The sequence below is a fragment of the Afipia felis ATCC 53690 genome, from assembly GCF_000314735.2.
In the GTDB taxonomy this organism is placed as follows: Bacteria; Pseudomonadota; Alphaproteobacteria; order Rhizobiales; family Xanthobacteraceae; genus Afipia; species Afipia felis.
The window spans coordinates 1,956,332-1,973,135 of the sequence record NZ_KB375270.1 but is presented as its reverse complement, the minus strand read 5'-3'; the positions used below and the strand labels follow the sequence as shown (position 1 = coordinate 1,973,135).

The window sequence follows — 16,804 nt, the reverse complement described above, 5'->3', positions numbered from 1 at the left end:
AGCGGCTGGATGATCAGATAACCGGAGTGCTTTGGGATGAAGGTTGCGGTGTTGGGTGCAGGAGCGGGAGGCGCGGCGTCGGTCGTGCAACTCGTCAATGCTGGGCATGAGGTCACTTTCTGGGCGCGATCTGAAGCAACGATTCACGATCACATTAAGTCCGGCGGCGTGCATTATGAGGGACAGTTGGGCGAGGGGCTGGCTGCACCGTCGCTCATTACGTCCGATCTCTCGCTTGCGGTTCAGGGCGCGGATGTCGCCATCATTGCATTGCCGACATACTCCCATTCGTCCATGGCCGCGATGCTCGCCGGAGCAAAATGGCCTTCGTCCAAACTTGTCATTCTCAATCCGGGGCACACAGGTGGCGCGCTGGATTTTGCGGAATCGTTCAGGCGGGCAGGTGCGTCTGCGCCACCGGTCGTTGAATTTTCGACATTGACCTACGTTGCTCGCAAGCACCGGCCGGATGGCGTGCGGGTCACCGGCGCAGCAAGGCAGGTTCGCTCGGCGGTGCTTGGCGGTTCGAGGCAGCATCTGGATGTTGCGTCCCAGCTTTTCCCGGCGGCCCGTCCGGTGCGTGACGTAATTGCTTCCGGATTGTCGAACGTCAACATGATGCTGCACCCGCCGGGCGCCGTGCTGTCTGCCGCCTGGGTAGAGGCCACCAAGGGCAACTTTACCTTTTACTGTGACGCAATGACGCCCGGTGTCGCCCGCGTGATGCAGGCACTCGACGGCGAACGCAGAGCGGTTGCGGCGGCGTTTGATTTATCCTTGCCGAACCTCATCGAGGAAATGAAGGCCATCGGGACTGTCGAAGACAATGTCGCCGATGTTCACGATTACCGTTCCGCTATTGCGGGTGGAGAAGCCAATAGTCGCATCATGGCACCCGATTCGTTCCAGAACAGGTACTATCGGGAAGACTTTGGTCACGGTCTTCTTCCGTTTTTGGAGCTTGCGGCAATTGCCGGGGTCAAAACTCCGACGGCAGAATCGCTCTTCAACCTGGCTTCTGCGGCCACGGGCGTCGACTATCGGGTGGATGGCCGCACGGCCCAACTCATGGGCATTGCGGGATTGTCCAAGGAACAACTGTGCAAGAAGGTTGCGGTCGGATGAGCTGGAAAGATTTGGTCATCGCCGTTGTTGCAGGCGACAATCGCGAACAGGAAATTGCACGATGCGCAGTTCGGGCAGGCGCGAAGGTTCGTTGTTTCGGATTTCCATGGCCTGAAGCCGGGATTGAGGGCGCTTATCATGCGGCCGATGCCGCCGACGCGTTGAAGGGAGCCGACGTTGCGCTCTTCCCGATACCGGGGATTACACCTGAAGGAGCGCTGTTTGCTCCGAAGCTCGGCAGCAAGATCATCCCAACCCGGGAGATGATGGCAGGGATGCGCCGGCCGGGGCATATCATCCTCGGCTGGGCGGACTCGAATCTTAAAGCCATTTGCGAGGAGCTTAAGATCACCATTCATGAGTATGAATGGGACGTCGATCTGATGCTCCTGAGAGGGCCGGCGATTGTTGAGGGGGTCCTGAAGGCGATCATCGAGAATACCGACATCACGATCCATCGCTCTCGCATATGTCTGGTTGGTCACGGGACCATTGGCGCCCTTCTGGCGCGGACGCTCGTAAGTCTCGGGGCATATGTGACGGTTGCTGCGCGCAATCCGGTTCAGCGGGCTGCTGCCCAGGCCGCTGGCGCGAATTCTGTTACCTTGGAGGAGCTGGAAAGGGTGCTTCCAGAGACAGATATTCTTGTTGGAAGCGTGCCAAAGCAGATTGTGAAGGAGAAAGAACTTCAAGCGCTGCCGAAGCACGCCTTGGTGGTCGATGTTGCGGCCCCGCCCGGTTCGATTGACCAGGCGAGCGCGAAAGCTCTTGGTTTGAAGACGATCTGGGCGCGGGGTATGGGTTCGCGTGCGCCGGTTACGGTCGGGAGAAGCCAGTGGATCGGTGTTTCCCGGAGAATTGAGGATATTCTGAAAGCCCGATCGGGTGGCTCCTGACGTTGGCCGGGCATCGGGAAGACTGCTAATTTCTTGAAGAGGAGATGCACATGCCTTTCGTTATTGTCGAAATGTGGGAGGGGCGCTCAGTGGAGCAGAAGCGAAAACTTGTCAAAGCGATCACGAAGGCCATGGTCGAAGAGGCCGCTTGCAAGCCTGACCATCTTCATGTTGTGATTCACGAGACTCCAAAGGACAGCTGGGGACGGGCAGGGGTATTGGGCATCGACATGAACGAGTCGAAATAGCCGCAGTGTCTATTGCTCGTTGTTTGAAGACTTTGACGCTTTCACTCTCACTGTTCCGCTGATTCAGCTGAAGTATTTTCCAGGACATTCAGATGGCAACAGGTGCTGATAAATTGAAGGGCAAAGAGAAGAAGAGCCCAGTCAAGCGTGAGCGCGGCCACGTGCATGAGCAGGTTCTCCAGTACATGCGCCGTGGATTGATGGTTGGCGCCTTCTTGCCGGGACAGGTGATGAGCCTTCGGAAGGTGGCCGCCAGTCTTGGGACCAGCCCGATGCCTGTGCGTGAGGTGATGAGCCGGCTGGTAGCTGCAAATGCACTCGAAGAAACAGAGAGCGGCTCCGTCAAAGTGCCGCGGCTCAGCATCGAGAAGCTGTCAGATCTGTTTGCCGTCCGCGAACTGTTGGAAGGCTCGGCGGCGGAGTTGGCGGTGAAGAATGCCAATGCAGCGCTGATCTCCGAATTGTCTGCAGTCAACAAAGCGCTGATTCAGGCGATCAACAAACGAAACATTCTCGATTGCTTGTCCTTGAATCAAAAATTTCATTTCGATCTTTATGCTGCATCGAAGTCGGAGGTTTTGCTCCCTCTGATCGAATCGCTTTGGCTCCAGTGTGGCCCCACAATGTACATGTCGCTGTTGGTTCCCTCCATGCCATGGGACGCTTCGGCGCATCGCGTCATTCTGCAGGAGCTAAAGGCGTCGAACGCCGGTGGCGTTAAACGGGCTATCATCACGGATATCAGAAACACCAAGCAGGCGCTGATCACCGTGAAAAGCACCCATGGCGCGGAATTGCTCTTCGCAAATAATCCGCTGTTCGAATTTTCAAACTAAGTTTCCCCGGAAAGGAAAAGGAATGTCGAGCGCTGAAGACAATCTCGCAAAGTTGGGAATTGTTCTCCCCAATGTCGTGGCACCTTCAGCCAATTATGTTCCGGCGCGCCGGGTCGGAAACCAGATCTACATTTCAGGGCAGGTTCCAAGCGAGGGCGGGAAAGACAAGTATACGGGCAAGGTCGGCTCGACCTATTCGGTCGAGGAGGCCCAGGTCGCAGCCAGGCTTTGTGCGATAAACATTCTGTCGCAGCTCAAGCATGCGCTTGGCGGCGACCTCGGGAAAGTTGTCGGTGTTGTGCGCCTGGGTGGATTCGTGAATGCCGAACCGGAGTTTGGTGATCACCCGAAGGTGTTGAATGGTGCGTCCGACCTCATGGTGTCCGTATTTGGGGAAGCTGGAAAGCACGCACGCGCAGCGGTGGGTTGTTATTCGCTTCCGCGAAATGTGCCTGTTGAAGTCGACGCGATCTTCGAGGTTGCCTAACGAAGGCGCAGGTTGATCAATAGGGAGGCGATCGTGAAGCGGTCGCCTCTTTGCTTTTGCGGGACGACAAAGAGTGACATTTGCTTGACAAGCTGAAACTGTGATCACATGATGAGATCATAATTGAACTTCTTGAGTGGGACGTGATGACGCGCATCAGGAAAGGCGGATTTGGCGGGTGGCTGGAAAAGTACGCAGCCTTGCTCTTCGCAGGTTTCCTGCTGTTGCTGTGGCAGGTGCTGGTTCCTCTGGCGGGAATATCGGAATTCGTTCTTCCGACACCTGTTTCCATCGCGTTGAGATTTTACCGCGATTTCCAATTGCTGAGTTCGAATGCCGTCGTCACTTCTGCTGAAGTGCTCGCAGGCTTTTGTCTGGCAGTTCTGGTCGCGATCCCGCTGGCGTTGGCCATCTTTTATTCGCGGACTTTCGAGCGGGCGGTTTACCCTATTCTGGTTGCACTCCAGACAGTGCCGAAGGTCTCGCTCGCGCCACTGCTTGTCCTTTATCTGGGTTATGGTTGGGCGCCCAAGATTTGGCTGGCCTTTCTGATCTCACTTTTTCCGATCGTGATCTCGACGGTTGTGGGCCTCAATGCGCTGGACAAGAACCTAGTCAGCCTTGTGAGGTCGATGGGCGCGAATGAGTGGCAGACTTTCTGCAAGGTGAGATTACCGGCCGCTCTGCCGAGCATTTTTGCTGGCTTTAAGATGGCCGTGTCGTTGGCTGTCATTGGTTCGATTATCGGTGAATATGTCGCGGCAGAGCGGGGCCTCGGTTATCTGCAGCTTCAGGCCAACGCGCAGTTCGACACGACATTGAATTTTGCCACCGTTGTCGCGATCTCCGGCCTCGGCGTGATCTTCTACTACATTGTCGATTTCATAGAGGGTCGCGTCGTCTACAAGCGCGATTCGACTGTTTGACGAAGCCCGGCCAGCGAGGAGGCCTGACATGTTGAATCCGAGCCAAACCGGCGCTGTGGTTGAAGTCACTCAGCTCTCCAAATCCTACCAGACGCGGCAGAACGAGGATGTCTGCGCGCTGACGAAGGTGGATATCAGGCTCGATCCGGGAAACTTCGTCGCGGTGGTTGGACCGAGCGGATGCGGCAAGAGCACGCTTTTGTCGCTGCTGGCGGGGCTGATCGATCCTACGTCCGGTCAGATTCTGATCGACGGTGATCCGATCGACAGGCCGCACCCCAAAGTCGGCGTCGTTTTCCAGTCGGACCTGTTGCTCTACTGGCGGACGATCCTTGAAAACGTGCTGCTTCCGATCGAAATCAAGAAGCTCGATGTCGAGGCCCATAAAGCTCGCGCGCTTGCGCTACTCGAACAGGTTGGCCTTGGCCAGTTTGCGAACAAGTACCCTTCTGAGCTCTCGGGCGGTATGAGACAGAGAGCCGCCATTTGCCGCGCCCTGATTCAGGAGCCGGGGCTATTGCTGATGGACGAGCCGTTTGGTGCGCTCGATGCGCTGACTCGCGAGCAGATGATCATGGATCTGCAGAGTATGTGGCTCCGGGTGAACAACACCGTGCTCTTCATTACGCATGGCATTGAGGAGGCCGTATTCCTGGCCGACCGGGTGCTGGTCATGTCGCCGCGTCCGGGCAAGATCGATCTGGACTTGAAGGTTGAGCTGCCGCGCCCGCGAAACTGGCGAACATCCCATGAGAGCATGGAATTTCAGGCTTACGTCAAACAAATACGAGATGAGTTCGAGGCCAAGGGTGTGTTGGTCGCCCACTAGCGCCCGGATGAGGAGAGTTTCATGGAGACGAATTCAGACAAGCCGCGCGTGCTGAGTTATGGGCACGCTCTCTTCATGGTCGAGGATCTCGAGAAGTCCGTGAAATTCTACACCGAGAAACTCGGATTTGTGGTCCGCCCAGCCAAGCCGCTGGCGGACGGGCGGACCTTTGCGGCATTCGAACAGGGTATTGCCCTAGTTGCTGGTCGCAAGCCTGATCACCGGCAAATTGATCATGTTGCCTTCGAGGTGAATGATGTCAGGGCCATGCGCGATCGCCTCAAGAAAGACGGTGTGCCGTTCTTCACTGATCTGCATGATGGTCCGTACGGGCTGACGATTTACATCGCCGATCTCGATGGTCTGAAGGTTGAGCTGTATCAGCCGGGACTGAAGGCGGAAGCCGCTTCGATCTGATCGTTGGCGTACAGATACGGATTGGGAGCCATCATTGAAACTGCCCGTCGTCGGCTATCAGCAGGCAGAAAGCGTCGAAGACGCCGTGAGGCTGCTTGTCGAAAGCGAAGGAGACGGCAAGATCCTCGCCGGTGGCCAAAGTCTCATTCCGATGATGGCCTATCGATTGCTGACGCCCTCCATCTTGATCGATATTGGGCGCATAGGAGAACTGAAGTCGATTGAGGTCAGTTCCTCGGAGTTGAAGATTGGCGCGCTGGTCCGCTGGTGTGATATTCTTGAAAGCCATGACGTCGCGTCTACCCATCCGCTTCTGCGCGAAGCGATTTCCCATGTTGCGCACTATCAAATCCGCAATCGTGGCACGATCGGAGGAAGCCTCGCGCATTGCGATCCCGCCGCAGAATGCCCCGCAACCGTGCTGGCATTGGATGGGGTAATCGATATCGCCGGGCCTGACGGGCAGAGGTCGATGCCGGCCCACGGGTTCTTTCAAGGCCTGCTTTCCACCGATCTCGGTGCGGATGAGATCATCACCGGAGTTCGTTTGCCGCTTTGGACATCCAGCCGACGGTGGGCTTTCAAGGAATTCTCACGCAGGCAGGGCGACTTCGCGCTCGCCGGCGTCTGTCTTCATTTTGAGATTGATGACGGAAAGTTCTCGTCGTCACGTGTTGTGGGCTTCGGAGTGGGGGATTCGGCAATGACGTTGCCGCAGACCGAGGCTGCGCTGAACGGCCTGCGGATCGATGATGATCTCGGGTCGGTGCTGGCCTTGGCTGCCGAGGAAATCGATCCGCCGCACGATCCTCATGCACCGCCGGAATATCGAAGGGCTGTTTTCTCCACGCTTCTGGGCCGGGCCATCAAGCAGACGCTTTCCCGCGCGGAGTAACGATGTGAGCAAGGTGGACGTAACCCTTACCGTGAACGGCGTTCAGTATACGGCTCAGGTTGAGCCGCGCCGCACGCTTGCGGATTTTTTGCGTCATGACCTTGGCCTCACGGGGACTCACATCGGCTGCGAACATGGCGTTTGTGGTGCCTGTACTGTCAACGTCAATGGCGATGCCGTCCGTTCCTGCCTGATGCTTGCTGTGCAAGCGCAGGGCTGGGAGGTGCGGACGGTTGAAGGATTGGCGAAAGATGACGTGCTCTCGCCCTTGCAGTCGGCTTTCCGCGAAAGTCACGGCCTGCAATGTGGCTTCTGTACGCCTGGAATTCTCATGACGGCAGACGCTCTGCTTGCGAGCGAGCCGGCTGCATCCGACGAACGTATCGTCGAAGTTCTCTCGGGGCATATCTGCCGGTGTACGGGCTACTTCCCGATTGTTGAGGCCATCGTGGCCGCACGGGATGCGCTTGCCGCCGCAGCGAAGGCTAAGTCCAGATGAGCGGGTTTCCGAACAACTATGTCGGGCGCTCCATTTTGCGGGTCGAGGATGAGCGGCTGCTGCAGGGGAAAGGATGCTTTGTCGATGACATGCATCTTCCCGATTGCCTGTATGCCGTTATCGTCAGAAGCCAGATTGCGCACGGATATCTTCGCCATATCGATTCCAGCGCAGCGCTTGCGTTGGATGGCGTCGTGTCCGTCATCACGGCGAATGACATTCCCAAACCGATCGGTGTTATCCCGATCAGAATTGCCCCGATCGAAGGCGGTGATACTTTCCGCCAGCCGGTGATTGCGCACGATAAAGTTCGTTATGTCGGCGAACCTGTGGCGGTGGTTCTGGCGTCCACCCAAGCCATCGCCGAGGATGCCGCGGAGTTGGTCTTTGTCGAGATCGAGGAGATCGAGCCGGTCCCGTCAGTAGAAGTCGCGGGCAGTGATCAGAGCGCGAGGCTCTTCGAAGTCGCCAATACGAACACTGCTGCGAAATATAGCGCGTCCCGAGGGGATACCGACGCGGCGTTTGGCTCCGCTGATTGCGTATTGAGAGAAACATTCGCAATCCAGCGCCATACGGCCATGCCGATGGAAATGCGGGGGTTGCTGGCGAAGTGGGATGTACTGACCGACCATTTGACGGTGTGGGGGGCGGCAAAAGTGCCGTTCTTCAATCGGAATGTGCTCGCCAATCTTCTCGGTCTCCCGAAAACCGGAATTGATCTGATCGAGCTGGATGTCGGTGGCGGTTTCGGTGTCCGTGGCGAGTTCTATCCTGAGGATTTTCTGATTCCGTTTGCTGCTCGGTTGGTTGGCCGCCCCGTGAAGTGGCAGGAAGACCGCCGCGAGCACATGATGGCGACCAATCATTCGCGGGAAACTTACTGCGATGTCGAAATCGCATGTCGGAAAAATGGCGAGATTCTCGGGATTCGTGGAAGCGTTACTGCGGATATCGGCGCCTATATGGGGACGACAGGCGGAATTCTCGCCTCCAGAACGGCTCAGTTTTTGGCCGGTCCCTATCGCGTGCGGAATGTTTCCTTCGAGGTCTCGGCTGTCGTCACCAACAAAACGCCGGCGGGCAGCTATCGCGGGCCGGGCCGGTTTGAATCGACGTTCTTCCGCGAGCGGCTGTTTGACATGGTTGCGAAGCGCCTGAACATCGACCCATTGGCGTTTCGTCAGACCAACCTGATCCGTTCTGACGAGCTTCCATTCGATATTGGTCAGCTTGTTCCTTACGAAGGACCGGCATCCTACGATCATGGCGACTATCTCAAATTGCTGAACGATTGTGCTCAGGCAATTGGTTGGAAAGACAAGGATGCGATCCGCGGCAAGGAAAACGACGGTCGCTATCATGGTCTTGGTATCTCCTGTTTTGTCGACAGCAGCGGTGCCGGCCCGAAGGAAAATGCGAGGATTCGCATTGAGCCGAACGGAAATGTGACGGTTTTCATCGGCTCCTGCGCGTTGGGCCAGGGTATCGAGACGGCGCTCGCTCAGATTTGTGCGGACGAACTGCGCATTCCGATGGAGCGGATCAAGGTCCTGCACGGGTCAACGACACTGCTGGATGAAGGATTCGGCTCCTTTCATTCGCGCTCCATCATCATGGGTGGTAACGCCATCGCCGATGCGGCAGGCCATTTGATCGCAAAGATCAAATCCATTGCTGCCGAAGCCTGGTCTGTCGCGCCGGATCATGTTGCTTATGAAGACGGCTTCATTCGCGATGGCGACAGAATGCTGTCGCTTGCCGAGATCGTTCGTCTTGCCGGTAATAGCGTTGAATCCGAGGGAACTTTCGGCACGAAAAACAAGCCATTTGGCTACGGAACGCATGCGGCTCACGTTGCCGTGGATATCGCTACGGGCCATGTCGAAGTCCTCGACTACGTGGCCATGGAAGATGTTGGCCGCATGGTCAATCCGATGATCGTTCATGGCCAGAAGATCGGTGCGATCGTCCAGGGACTAGGCGGCGTATTTCTGGAGCAGCTTGTCTACGACGATCGCGCGCAACTCATGACCGGTTCACTTGCCGACTATCTGATGCCGACGGCAACGGATTTCCGGCACGTCCGGGCGTTTGCCCTCGATCTCACGAGAACGACGCGCAATCCGCTCGGCTTCAAGGGAGCAGGAGAGGATGCGATCGCACCGGTCGCAGGTGTTATCGGCAATGCTATTGCCGACGCCTTGAGAGATTTTGACGTCGAGCCGAAAGACCTGCCGATTACCCCGCCGAAACTATGGGCTCTGATCAACTCGCGCGGGGATGAAAGCAAAACTCGGTCGGCATCGTTGTAACAGGAGAATGGAATGAATCTGGGCGGAGAAGAGATCATCTGCGCGTCGCGCGAAACGGTCTGGAGCGCATTGAACGATCCATCCGTTCTGGCCCAATGCATTCCGGGTTGTACTGAACTTCTAAAAGTGTCCGACAATGAGATGTCGGCCAAGTCGACGCTCAAGATCGGTCCGATCAAAGCATCGTTCAGCGGCAAGGTGACGCTCAGCGATATCAGTCCGCTGATTGGCTATACGATAACGGGTGAGGGACAGGGCGGAGCGGCTGGCTTTGCGAAGGGGAATGCAAAAGTTTCACTGTCCGATCATCCGGATGGAACGCATCTCGCATATGAGGCCAAGGCAGATGTCGGCGGGAAGCTTGCTCAGCTCGGCGGCCGCCTGATCGATGCCACGGCAAAGAAATTGGCCGGAGAATTTTTTGCGAAGTTCGCTTCGGTGGTCACCGAGAACTCCGCGGTTTAGTTTGCCTGTGGTGCATCTTGCAGAGGAGGATTGATAACGGACTGCTGTCTTTGAAAGATATCTAATCATAAATGTCCAAAAACTGTTCGGGAGAGCTCGCGCAAGCGACGTCGAAGGAGCAACCCCCAATAAACTCTCAGGCACAAGGACCGTGCAGTTGGACAATCTGGAGAGAGGCGTTTTACGCCCACCGAAGGGGATAACCGGATTCGTCCGGCAAAACTCTCAGGTACCCGCGACAGATGGGGCGAAGCGATCGACGGTCGATCGCCTATCAACGTGGGATCTGCACTATGAAAATTGCAATTATTGGCTCGGGAATTACAGGCGTCACGACTGCTGACGCATTGTTGACGCGTGGGCATTCTGTGACGGTGATCGACCGACAGCCTTACGCAGCGATGGAAACGTCTTACGCAAACGGCGGGCAATTATCCGCAAGTAATGCTGAGGTCTGGAATAGCTGGGAGACAGTCGCCAAGGGCATGAAATGGATGTTCAAGCAGAACGCCCCGCTTCTCATGAATTTGCGGCCATCCTGGCACAAATATTCCTGGCTTGGTGAGTTCGTTGCCGCGATCCCTAAGTATCGTGACAATACAGCGGCGACGGTTCGGCTCGCGCTCGAGGCCCGGGTGCATTTATTCGATATCGCTGAGCGGGAGAAGATAGACTTCAATCTTGAGAAGCGCGGGATTCTCCATTTCTATCATGACGCAGCCGGCTTCAGCCGTGCGGAACAGGTGAACAAGATTCTGAACGAGAGTGGGCTCGAACGCCGGGCAGTTACGAATGAAGAGATCCAGCACATCGAGCCGACGTTAAAGAGGGATTTCCACGGCGGTTTCTATACGCCGTCCGATGCGACCGGGGACATTCACAAATTTACGTCGGGGCTCGCGCATTCCTGCCAGCGCCGGGGCGCAACCTTTATCAATCAGGCTGCGGTGACCGATTTGCAGAGTCGCGCCGGCAAGGTGACGGCCATTCTTGCGGTTCAGCCCGATTCCGAAATAGGCCGAGTTGAAAATCTGGAGTTTGACCGCGTCATCGTCTGCGCTGGCGTGGGGAGTCGCCAAATCGCCCGCATGGCTGGTGATCGTGTGAATGTTTACCCGGTGAAAGGTTATTCGATCACGGTCTGTCTGGATGATGCGCAGAGCCAGGAATCCGCACCACAGGTCAGCCTGCTCGACGATGCGGCGAAGATCGTGACCAGTCGACTTGGTGCCGATCGCTTCCGCGTTGCCGGCACGGCGGAGTTTAATGGCTTCAATCTCGATATTCGGTCGGATCGGGTGAAGCCGCTGGTTGACTGGTCTCGCCGTTTGTTTCCCGGAATGAGCACGCGCCGGGTCATACCGTGGGCTGGATTGCGCCCCATGCTGCCCGATATGATGCCGACTGTCCGGAAAAGCCGCACGCCTGGCATTTTTTATAATACCGGGCACGGGCATCTAGGCTGGACTCTGTCGGCCGCAACCGCACAAATGGCGTCAACACTTGTCGAAGAATCGGCACGGGGTAATAGCTGCTGACGATGTGGCATCGGGTGTCTCAACGCGAATGTCAGCTTTTGGTGCAGATGGGAAGTACGAAGTCGGCATTGAGTGGTCGCTTATAGCGTCCGGATCGACATAAGCGTTTCCCTCGCAGTGGTATTGTCCCGCATTCTTCAGATTGCTGGCGTTGCGATTATGTCGAGGGTTTTCGCTTTCTGTTCGATAGGAACGATAAGCGCGTCGGCAGCCAGCACCCCTTGGCCCTTAGGTCGAACAAGGAGGGGATTGATGTCCATCTCCTTGATCTGATCTCGCAGATCCCAAACGAGATTTGAGGCTGCGACGATTGCGGATACCAGGGCATCCACATCAGCCATCGGTTTTCCGCGGGCGCCGTTAAGAATAGCGTAGCCCTGCAGTTCTTCGAGCATCTGCCGGGCAGTCGCCGGGTCGCATGGCGCAATCCTGTAAGTTGTGTCCTTCAGAACCTCTGCAAATATTCCGCCGAACCCGACAACAATCACCGGCCCGAACGCTTCGTCATTGACGGCCCCGATGATCATTTCGCTGGCATCGCCAATCATTTCGGAAACGAGCACACCGCTGATTTTTGCAGTGGGTTTATAATTTTTAGCATTTGCCACGACGCGGGCGGCTGCAAGTTCGACCGCCTGACGATCGGGAAGATTGAGGATGACACCTCCCGCTTCGGTTTTGTGTGGGATATCTTCCGAGACGATTTTCACCACCATCGGATAGGTCAGGCCGGCGATACGCTCTGCCAGATCCTGATCGAGTTGCACCAGAACTTCTCGAGGCGTGTGTACACCATACGATGCGAGCAGACGTTTGCTTGCTTGCTCGTCAAGTGTCGTTTCTCCCTTTAATTGCGGAGCCAGTGCATGGTGTTGAATTGCGCCGGACATCGGCCGGTACGACGCTTTCATGGCGGCGTATCGGGCCAAGCCCGCAGCGGCGCGTGCGGTACGACCGGGCGTTTGGAATATCGGAATGCCTGCCGCCTCGAACAGGGCGTAGGCGTTCTCCGCGCGCCGGCGTTTGAGCGACCAGCCGATAAGAATGGGTTTGGGACTGCCAGCTGCCGCCGCAATCACAACCTCAGCGATCTGAGTGGCGATGGGATCGGGTACGGAGGCCAACAGCAAGCAAAGCTGGTGAATGCAGGGATCATCCAGAATAGCCTGGATAGCTTTCGTCAGGATGGCAGCGTCGTTGAAGACGGATGCTGTGACGTCTGCCGGATTGGCCGAGGAACCGAAGCTTGGGATGATGCGCGTCAGCGTTTCGACCGTTGTGTCGCTGAACGCTGGGAGCTCCAAGCCATGCGCAATGGCGGCGTCGGCGAACACAATTCCCATGCCTCCCGATATGCCGATCACGCCCACGGTCTGACCGTCCGGCAGCCGTCCTGGGGAGAAGGCGCGAATGAGATCGGCCATTTCCTCGGAATCCTCGACCTCGATAATGCCGGCCTGGCTGCAGGCAGATCGGAAGATGTCGTAGCTTCCGGTCAACTGTGCGGTATGGGAGGCAGCGGCCCTTGCGCCGGTTTCGCTTTTGCCGCCCTTCCAGAGCAGGACGGGCTTGCCGAGCCGCATGGCCTTGTCGCCAGCAGCCATCAGCGCGCGGCCATCCGCCACGCCCTCAAGATATGTACCCACAATTGATGTCTCAGGATCTTCGAGAAGGGCTTCGATCAATTCTGGTGCTTTGATATCCGCCTCGTTTCCCGTCGAGACACAATGCCGAAGGCCGATACCAAGAGAGTCGCATAGCGTTGCGATGGCGAAGCCAACGCCGCCGCTTTGAAAACACAGCGATACGTTGCCGGCACGCAGGTCGGTCTCGCCCGCGATGGATCCGAATACAGCGAAGACCCTATCGTGTACGGCAAGCATTCCCTGACAGTTCGGTCCGATGATGCGGACGCCGGCCTTTCGCCCCGCGGCGACGAGCGCTTCCTCTTGAGCCTTGCCGCTCTCGCCGATCTCCCTGAAGCCGCCGCTGAGGACGATTGCGAATTTAATTCCCTTGGCCCCGCATTTGATGATTGCGTCCGCCGCCATATCCGCGCGAACGGCGATGATGGCGAGGTCGCATGGGCCATCGATGTTTGCGATATCGGCTACGCAAGGTATGCCGGCGATGGCTTCATATTTCGGGTTGACGGGATAAATACGCCCCGCATAACCGGCGGACTGCAGCGCCTTGATAGGCTGGCCTCCGATACGGGTCAGATCCGCTGACGCGCCGATGAGGGCGATGCCGCGAGGTTGGAAGAGCGCGTCAAATCTTTCGGGATGCTCGCTCATAAATGGGCGGCTCCGACGCTCGTGCCGCCGCAAACGTACAGGACCTGGCCTGTGACGTAGGAAGCCGCATCGCTCAGGAAAAATGATATCGCAGCAGCGACTTCATTGGGCCGGCCGAGGCGCTGCATGGGAATGCGAGAAGAAACGGCTTTCAGCGATTTCTCGTCGCTCGGATTGTTGCGAAGATAAAGTTCGGTTGCAATGGGGCCGGGCGCGACGGCATTCACCGTAATGCCTGCGGACGCCAGCTCGAGAGCGCATGTGCGGGTAAAGCCTATGAGGCCGGCTTTCGCCGCGCCATAAGAGGCGCGCATTTCTTTTCCCAACGCGGCGCGGCTCGATATGTTGACGATGCGACCGAAGCGGGACTTGCGCATCGCAGGAAGAAAGGCCTGTGTGCAGAGCAACGCTGCCCGAAGATTGATATCCATCGCGGCCTGATAGTTCTCGAGCGTGACGTCATCCAGCAATTCGGGATACGGAGCGCCGGCATTATTGACGAGGCGCGTAACGGTATAGCGTGAAGCAATTTCCCTCAGTTTTTCGCGAGCGGATGCGGCGTCGGCCAGATCGATCGAGACGAACTCAGCAGGTATCGGCTGCTCGGGTGCGCTTCTCGAGATGGCAATGATCTTGTGTTTCTCACGCGCCAAATGTTCGACGAGGGCAAGGCCAATCCCGCGGCTGGCCCCGGTGACGACGACAGCTTCTTCCGTCATGTCATTTGTTCCGGCGCGCGCAGAGAGAGGCCGAGATTCGCGCGACGTCGCAGCCACGGGCTCGCCCGATAGCGAGGCTCGCGATAAAATGCGTAAAGAGCATCGAGAATCTGGAGCACGCGGGCCGGGCCGAGCTTGTCGCCCAACTCCAGCGGTCCAAGCGCATAGCCGAGACCAAGCCTGGCGCCAAGATCGATGTCGGCCGGCGGAGAGATGCCGAGCTGGGCGATGGTGCAGCCGACATTGACGATCATTGCCGCGACGCGCTGCGCCACAAAGCCGGGGCTGTCATTGATCACAGTCACGGGGTGGTTGGTATCAAATATCGCTATCGCCGCGTCGCGATAGCGAGGCGCTGTGGCGGGACTTGTCATGATCGTGCATCGCTTGTCGACGCTAAACAGCGTGTCGATGGCAACGGTGCGGGACGGATCGAGTTGCTCCGATTTAATGGAGCTCGCCATGTCTGGGCCGATCGGCGCAATTATGCACAACGCAATATCGCTAGGCTTTTTACCACTCTCGATTGTGGCGTTGGTCAGCAGTTTCCGCAGCATTGAGGCGGAATTCTCGTCCATGTCTCCAAGCCAGACTGCAACCTTCTCTTTGAGGGACGGTCTTGCGGGCTCGGCAGGGACTTCCGCATTCCCATCCTGATAGCGGTAGAATCCGGCACCGGTTTTCCGGCCAAGCATTCCAGCCTCGACGAGCCGCCGTGCAGTCGGCGAGGGGCGGTACATCGGTTCCTGATAAAACTGATCGTAAAGCGACTCCATCACCGGATGCGCGACGTCGGCACCGACCATGTCGAAGAGCTGGAATGGGCCCATGCGGAATCCCGCCGCGTCTTTCATGATGGCGTCGATCTGCGCAGGCGAGGCGATGCCTTCATCGACGATGCGCAGCGATTCCGGGACGAAGGCCCGGCCGATGTGATTGACGAGGAATCCGGGGCTATCCGCGACGACGACCGGTTGCCGCGTCATCCGCTTTCCGAGGCTCGTCAGGTTCTCGATCACCCATGGCGCGGTTCGCGCGCCGCCAATCACTTCGACCAGTTTCATCAACGGCACGGGATTAAAGAAATGAAGACCGCCGATACGCTCGGGGTGCTTGCAGTGTGAGGCGATGGACGTGATCGAGAGCGAAGACGTGTTGCTTGCCAGGATGGCGTCCGGCCGGACAATCTTTTCCAGCTCTGAGAAGAGGGCCTGCTTGGCTTCGAGCTTTTCGACGATAACCTCAACGACGACATCGCATGAGGCAAGGTCTTTCAGGTCTTTGGCGACCAGTATGCGGTCTATCGCAGCCTTGGCCTCGTCCGGCGTCATTTTTTGCTTTTCAGCGAGGCGTTCCAGCATCGTGGAGACGAATTTTTTCGCTTCGTCGGCAGCCCCTGTTTTGGAATCGTAAATGATCACGCGCATGCCGCCAGCGGTCGTCACCTGGATGATTCCGCGCCCCATTGTGCCGGTGCCGACCACGCCAACGGTAAGGTCTGGTTTTTCAACGGTCGATGCCATGGTCAATTACCTGCCTGAGAAGTGGGGAGGACGTTTTTCGAGGAAGGCGTGCATTCCCTCGCCTTTGTCCCGCGAAGCGAAAAGGACATGCAGCGCTCGCCGTTCGAGTTGGAGCCCGGCATCAAGTGCAATGTCTGCGCCTGCCAGCGTGACTTCCTTGATCATCTGAACCGCGAGTTGCGGCATCGATGCGATTCGTGCCGCCATTTCTATCGCGCGTTGCTCGGTCTCCTTGTCAGGAACGACGAGGCTCACCATGCCCATGGTGTCTGCTTCCGTGGCGCTGATGAATTCTCCCGTCAGCATCAGGCGCATTGCTTTGTATTTGCCGATGGCGCGGATCAGGCGTTGCGTTCCGCCGCCGCCGGGAATGATGCCGATCTTGACCTCGGGCTGACCAAAGCGAGCGCTCTCGCCCGCGACGATGATGTCGGCGTGCATGGCAAGCTCGCATCCGCCTCCGAGTGCAAACCCGTTGACGGCGGCAATGATAGGTTTCGAACACGCAGTGAGCGCCTGCCAGAGCTGATGTGGCGCACGTTCCATCATATCAATCGGTCCGGCATCTGCCATTTCAGCAATATCGGCACCGGCGGCAAAAACTTGATCGCTGCCTGCGATGACAAGGCATCGCATGTCGGCATCGGCGTTGAATGTCGCAATCTGTGAAGCCATCAAGCGTCGTACTTCAAGATTGAGAGCGTTACGAGCCTGCGGGCGATTGATGCGGAGAAGCGTAATTCCAGGCGCAGGTTGTTCAACCAAGACGGGCTGCATCTTCAGCGTCCT

General features: G+C 57.4%; 17 protein-coding genes and 1 riboswitch. Of the genes, 13 read left to right on the top strand and 4 right to left on the bottom strand.

The window, feature by feature from the left end; translation table 11 throughout:
* The first annotated feature begins 36 nt into the window (after positions 1 to 36).
* The 13 genes from HMPREF9697_RS09355 to HMPREF9697_RS09295 all read left to right on the top strand — a co-directional run bounded on the left by HMPREF9697_RS09355 (position 37) and on the right by HMPREF9697_RS09295 (position 11,476).
* On the top strand, positions 37 to 1,125 hold the full coding sequence (locus tag HMPREF9697_RS09355; RefSeq protein ID WP_002716957.1) for an NAD/NADP octopine/nopaline dehydrogenase family protein: 1,089 nt from the start codon (positions 37 to 39) through the stop codon (positions 1,123 to 1,125).
* A complete protein-coding gene (locus HMPREF9697_RS09350; RefSeq protein WP_002716956.1) occupies positions 1,122 to 2,021 on the top strand; it encodes a dipicolinate synthase subunit DpsA in 900 nt (299 codons plus the stop codon). The genes HMPREF9697_RS09355 and HMPREF9697_RS09350 overlap by 4 nt, the downstream gene beginning before the upstream one ends.
* A gap of 50 nt (positions 2,022 to 2,071) precedes the next feature.
* Positions 2,072 to 2,269: a 2-hydroxymuconate tautomerase gene (thmT, locus tag HMPREF9697_RS09345; protein ID WP_002716955.1), complete on the top strand. Its 198-nt coding sequence runs from the start codon at positions 2,072 to 2,074 to the stop codon at positions 2,267 to 2,269.
* A 92-nt stretch (positions 2,270 to 2,361) separates the two neighbouring features.
* Positions 2,362 to 3,105, top strand: a complete 744-nt coding sequence (locus tag HMPREF9697_RS09340; RefSeq protein WP_002716954.1) for a GntR family transcriptional regulator — start codon at positions 2,362 to 2,364, stop codon at positions 3,103 to 3,105.
* Positions 3,106 to 3,127: 22 nt separating this feature from the next.
* Positions 3,128 to 3,592, top strand: coding sequence for a RidA family protein (locus tag HMPREF9697_RS09335; RefSeq protein WP_002716953.1), 465 nt, complete (start codon positions 3,128 to 3,130; stop codon positions 3,590 to 3,592).
* A 146-nt stretch (positions 3,593 to 3,738) separates the two neighbouring features.
* Positions 3,739 to 4,518: an ABC transporter permease gene (locus tag HMPREF9697_RS09330; protein WP_002716952.1), complete on the top strand. Its 780-nt coding sequence runs from the start codon at positions 3,739 to 3,741 to the stop codon at positions 4,516 to 4,518.
* Positions 4,519 to 4,546: 28 nt separating this feature from the next.
* The gene (locus HMPREF9697_RS09325; RefSeq protein ID WP_002716951.1) at positions 4,547 to 5,347 is read left to right on the top strand and encodes an ABC transporter ATP-binding protein; all 801 of its coding nucleotides are present in this window, start codon (positions 4,547 to 4,549) and stop codon (positions 5,345 to 5,347) included.
* 21 nt (positions 5,348 to 5,368) lie between these two features.
* Positions 5,369 to 5,764, top strand: a complete 396-nt coding sequence (locus tag HMPREF9697_RS09320) for a VOC family protein (protein WP_002716950.1) — start codon at positions 5,369 to 5,371, stop codon at positions 5,762 to 5,764.
* Between the two features lie 34 nt (positions 5,765 to 5,798).
* Positions 5,799 to 6,659 carry an FAD binding domain-containing protein gene (locus HMPREF9697_RS09315; RefSeq protein ID WP_002716949.1) on the top strand — a complete coding sequence of 287 codons (861 nt, stop codon included), beginning with the start codon at positions 5,799 to 5,801 and terminating at the stop codon, positions 6,657 to 6,659.
* 4 nt (positions 6,660 to 6,663) lie between these two features.
* Positions 6,664 to 7,158, top strand: coding sequence for a (2Fe-2S)-binding protein (locus tag HMPREF9697_RS09310; RefSeq protein ID WP_002716948.1), 495 nt, complete (start codon positions 6,664 to 6,666; stop codon positions 7,156 to 7,158).
* Positions 7,155 to 9,473: a xanthine dehydrogenase family protein molybdopterin-binding subunit gene (locus HMPREF9697_RS09305; RefSeq protein ID WP_002716947.1), complete on the top strand. Its 2,319-nt coding sequence runs from the start codon at positions 7,155 to 7,157 to the stop codon at positions 9,471 to 9,473. Before HMPREF9697_RS09310 ends, HMPREF9697_RS09305 begins: the two co-directional genes overlap by 4 nt.
* 12 nt (positions 9,474 to 9,485) lie before the next feature.
* Positions 9,486 to 9,938: an SRPBCC family protein gene (locus HMPREF9697_RS09300; protein ID WP_002716946.1), complete on the top strand. Its 453-nt coding sequence runs from the start codon at positions 9,486 to 9,488 to the stop codon at positions 9,936 to 9,938.
* A gap of 77 nt (positions 9,939 to 10,015) precedes the next feature.
* Positions 10,016 to 10,100, top strand: a riboswitch (glycine riboswitch).
* Between the two features lie 131 nt (positions 10,101 to 10,231).
* Positions 10,232 to 11,476: a D-amino acid dehydrogenase gene (locus tag HMPREF9697_RS09295; protein WP_002716945.1), complete on the top strand. Its 1,245-nt coding sequence runs from the start codon at positions 10,232 to 10,234 to the stop codon at positions 11,474 to 11,476.
* Positions 11,477 to 11,613: 137 nt separating this feature from the next.
* Here the strand turns inward: HMPREF9697_RS09295 and HMPREF9697_RS09290 are convergent, their stop codons facing one another.
* From HMPREF9697_RS09290 to HMPREF9697_RS09275, 4 genes are read right to left on the bottom strand one after another with little or no spacing between them, the layout of a single operon-like run.
* Complete coding sequence (locus HMPREF9697_RS09290) at positions 11,614 to 13,773, bottom strand: acetate--CoA ligase family protein (RefSeq protein WP_002716944.1); 2,160 nt, start codon at positions 13,771 to 13,773, stop codon at positions 11,614 to 11,616.
* The gene (locus tag HMPREF9697_RS09285) at positions 13,770 to 14,492 is read right to left on the bottom strand and encodes an SDR family oxidoreductase (protein ID WP_002716943.1); all 723 of its coding nucleotides are present in this window, start codon (positions 14,490 to 14,492) and stop codon (positions 13,770 to 13,772) included. Before HMPREF9697_RS09285 ends, HMPREF9697_RS09290 begins: the two co-directional genes overlap by 4 nt.
* Entirely contained in the window at positions 14,489 to 16,015 is a 1,527-nt protein-coding gene (locus tag HMPREF9697_RS09280) for a 3-hydroxyacyl-CoA dehydrogenase (protein WP_002716942.1), read from the bottom strand. Before HMPREF9697_RS09280 ends, HMPREF9697_RS09285 begins: the two co-directional genes overlap by 4 nt.
* Positions 16,016 to 16,021: 6 nt before the next feature.
* Positions 16,022 to 16,792, bottom strand: coding sequence for an enoyl-CoA hydratase-related protein (locus HMPREF9697_RS09275; protein ID WP_002716941.1), 771 nt, complete (start codon positions 16,790 to 16,792; stop codon positions 16,022 to 16,024).
* Positions 16,793 to 16,804 lie beyond the last annotated feature (12 nt).

Excerpts from the sequence above, each read along its gene's own strand:
- HMPREF9697_RS09355 (WP_002716957.1), top strand. The coding sequence starts at position 37 with ATGAAGGTTGCGGTGTTGGGTGCAGGAGCGGGAGGCGCGGCGTCGGTC.
- HMPREF9697_RS09350 (WP_002716956.1), top strand. The coding sequence starts at position 1,122 with ATGAGCTGGAAAGATTTGGTCATCGCCGTTGTTGCAGGCGACAATCGC.
- thmT (WP_002716955.1), top strand. The coding sequence starts at position 2,072 with ATGCCTTTCGTTATTGTCGAAATGTGGGAGGGGCGCTCAGTGGAGCAG.
- HMPREF9697_RS09340 (WP_002716954.1), top strand. The coding sequence starts at position 2,362 with ATGGCAACAGGTGCTGATAAATTGAAGGGCAAAGAGAAGAAGAGCCCA.
- HMPREF9697_RS09335 (WP_002716953.1), top strand. The coding sequence starts at position 3,128 with ATGTCGAGCGCTGAAGACAATCTCGCAAAGTTGGGAATTGTTCTCCCC.
- HMPREF9697_RS09330 (WP_002716952.1), top strand. The coding sequence starts at position 3,739 with ATGACGCGCATCAGGAAAGGCGGATTTGGCGGGTGGCTGGAAAAGTAC.
- HMPREF9697_RS09325 (WP_002716951.1), top strand. The coding sequence starts at position 4,547 with ATGTTGAATCCGAGCCAAACCGGCGCTGTGGTTGAAGTCACTCAGCTC.
- HMPREF9697_RS09320 (WP_002716950.1), top strand. The coding sequence starts at position 5,369 with ATGGAGACGAATTCAGACAAGCCGCGCGTGCTGAGTTATGGGCACGCT.
- HMPREF9697_RS09305 (WP_002716947.1), top strand. The coding sequence starts at position 7,155 with ATGAGCGGGTTTCCGAACAACTATGTCGGGCGCTCCATTTTGCGGGTC.
- HMPREF9697_RS09300 (WP_002716946.1), top strand. The coding sequence starts at position 9,486 with ATGAATCTGGGCGGAGAAGAGATCATCTGCGCGTCGCGCGAAACGGTC.
- HMPREF9697_RS09295 (WP_002716945.1), top strand. The coding sequence starts at position 10,232 with ATGAAAATTGCAATTATTGGCTCGGGAATTACAGGCGTCACGACTGCT.
- HMPREF9697_RS09290 (WP_002716944.1), bottom strand. The coding sequence starts at position 13,773 with ATGAGCGAGCATCCCGAAAGATTTGACGCGCTCTTCCAACCTCGCGGC.
- HMPREF9697_RS09285 (WP_002716943.1), bottom strand. The coding sequence starts at position 14,492 with ATGACGGAAGAAGCTGTCGTCGTCACCGGGGCCAGCCGCGGGATTGGC.
- HMPREF9697_RS09280 (WP_002716942.1), bottom strand. The coding sequence starts at position 16,015 with ATGGCATCGACCGTTGAAAAACCAGACCTTACCGTTGGCGTGGTCGGC.
- HMPREF9697_RS09275 (WP_002716941.1), bottom strand. The coding sequence starts at position 16,792 with ATGCAGCCCGTCTTGGTTGAACAACCTGCGCCTGGAATTACGCTTCTC.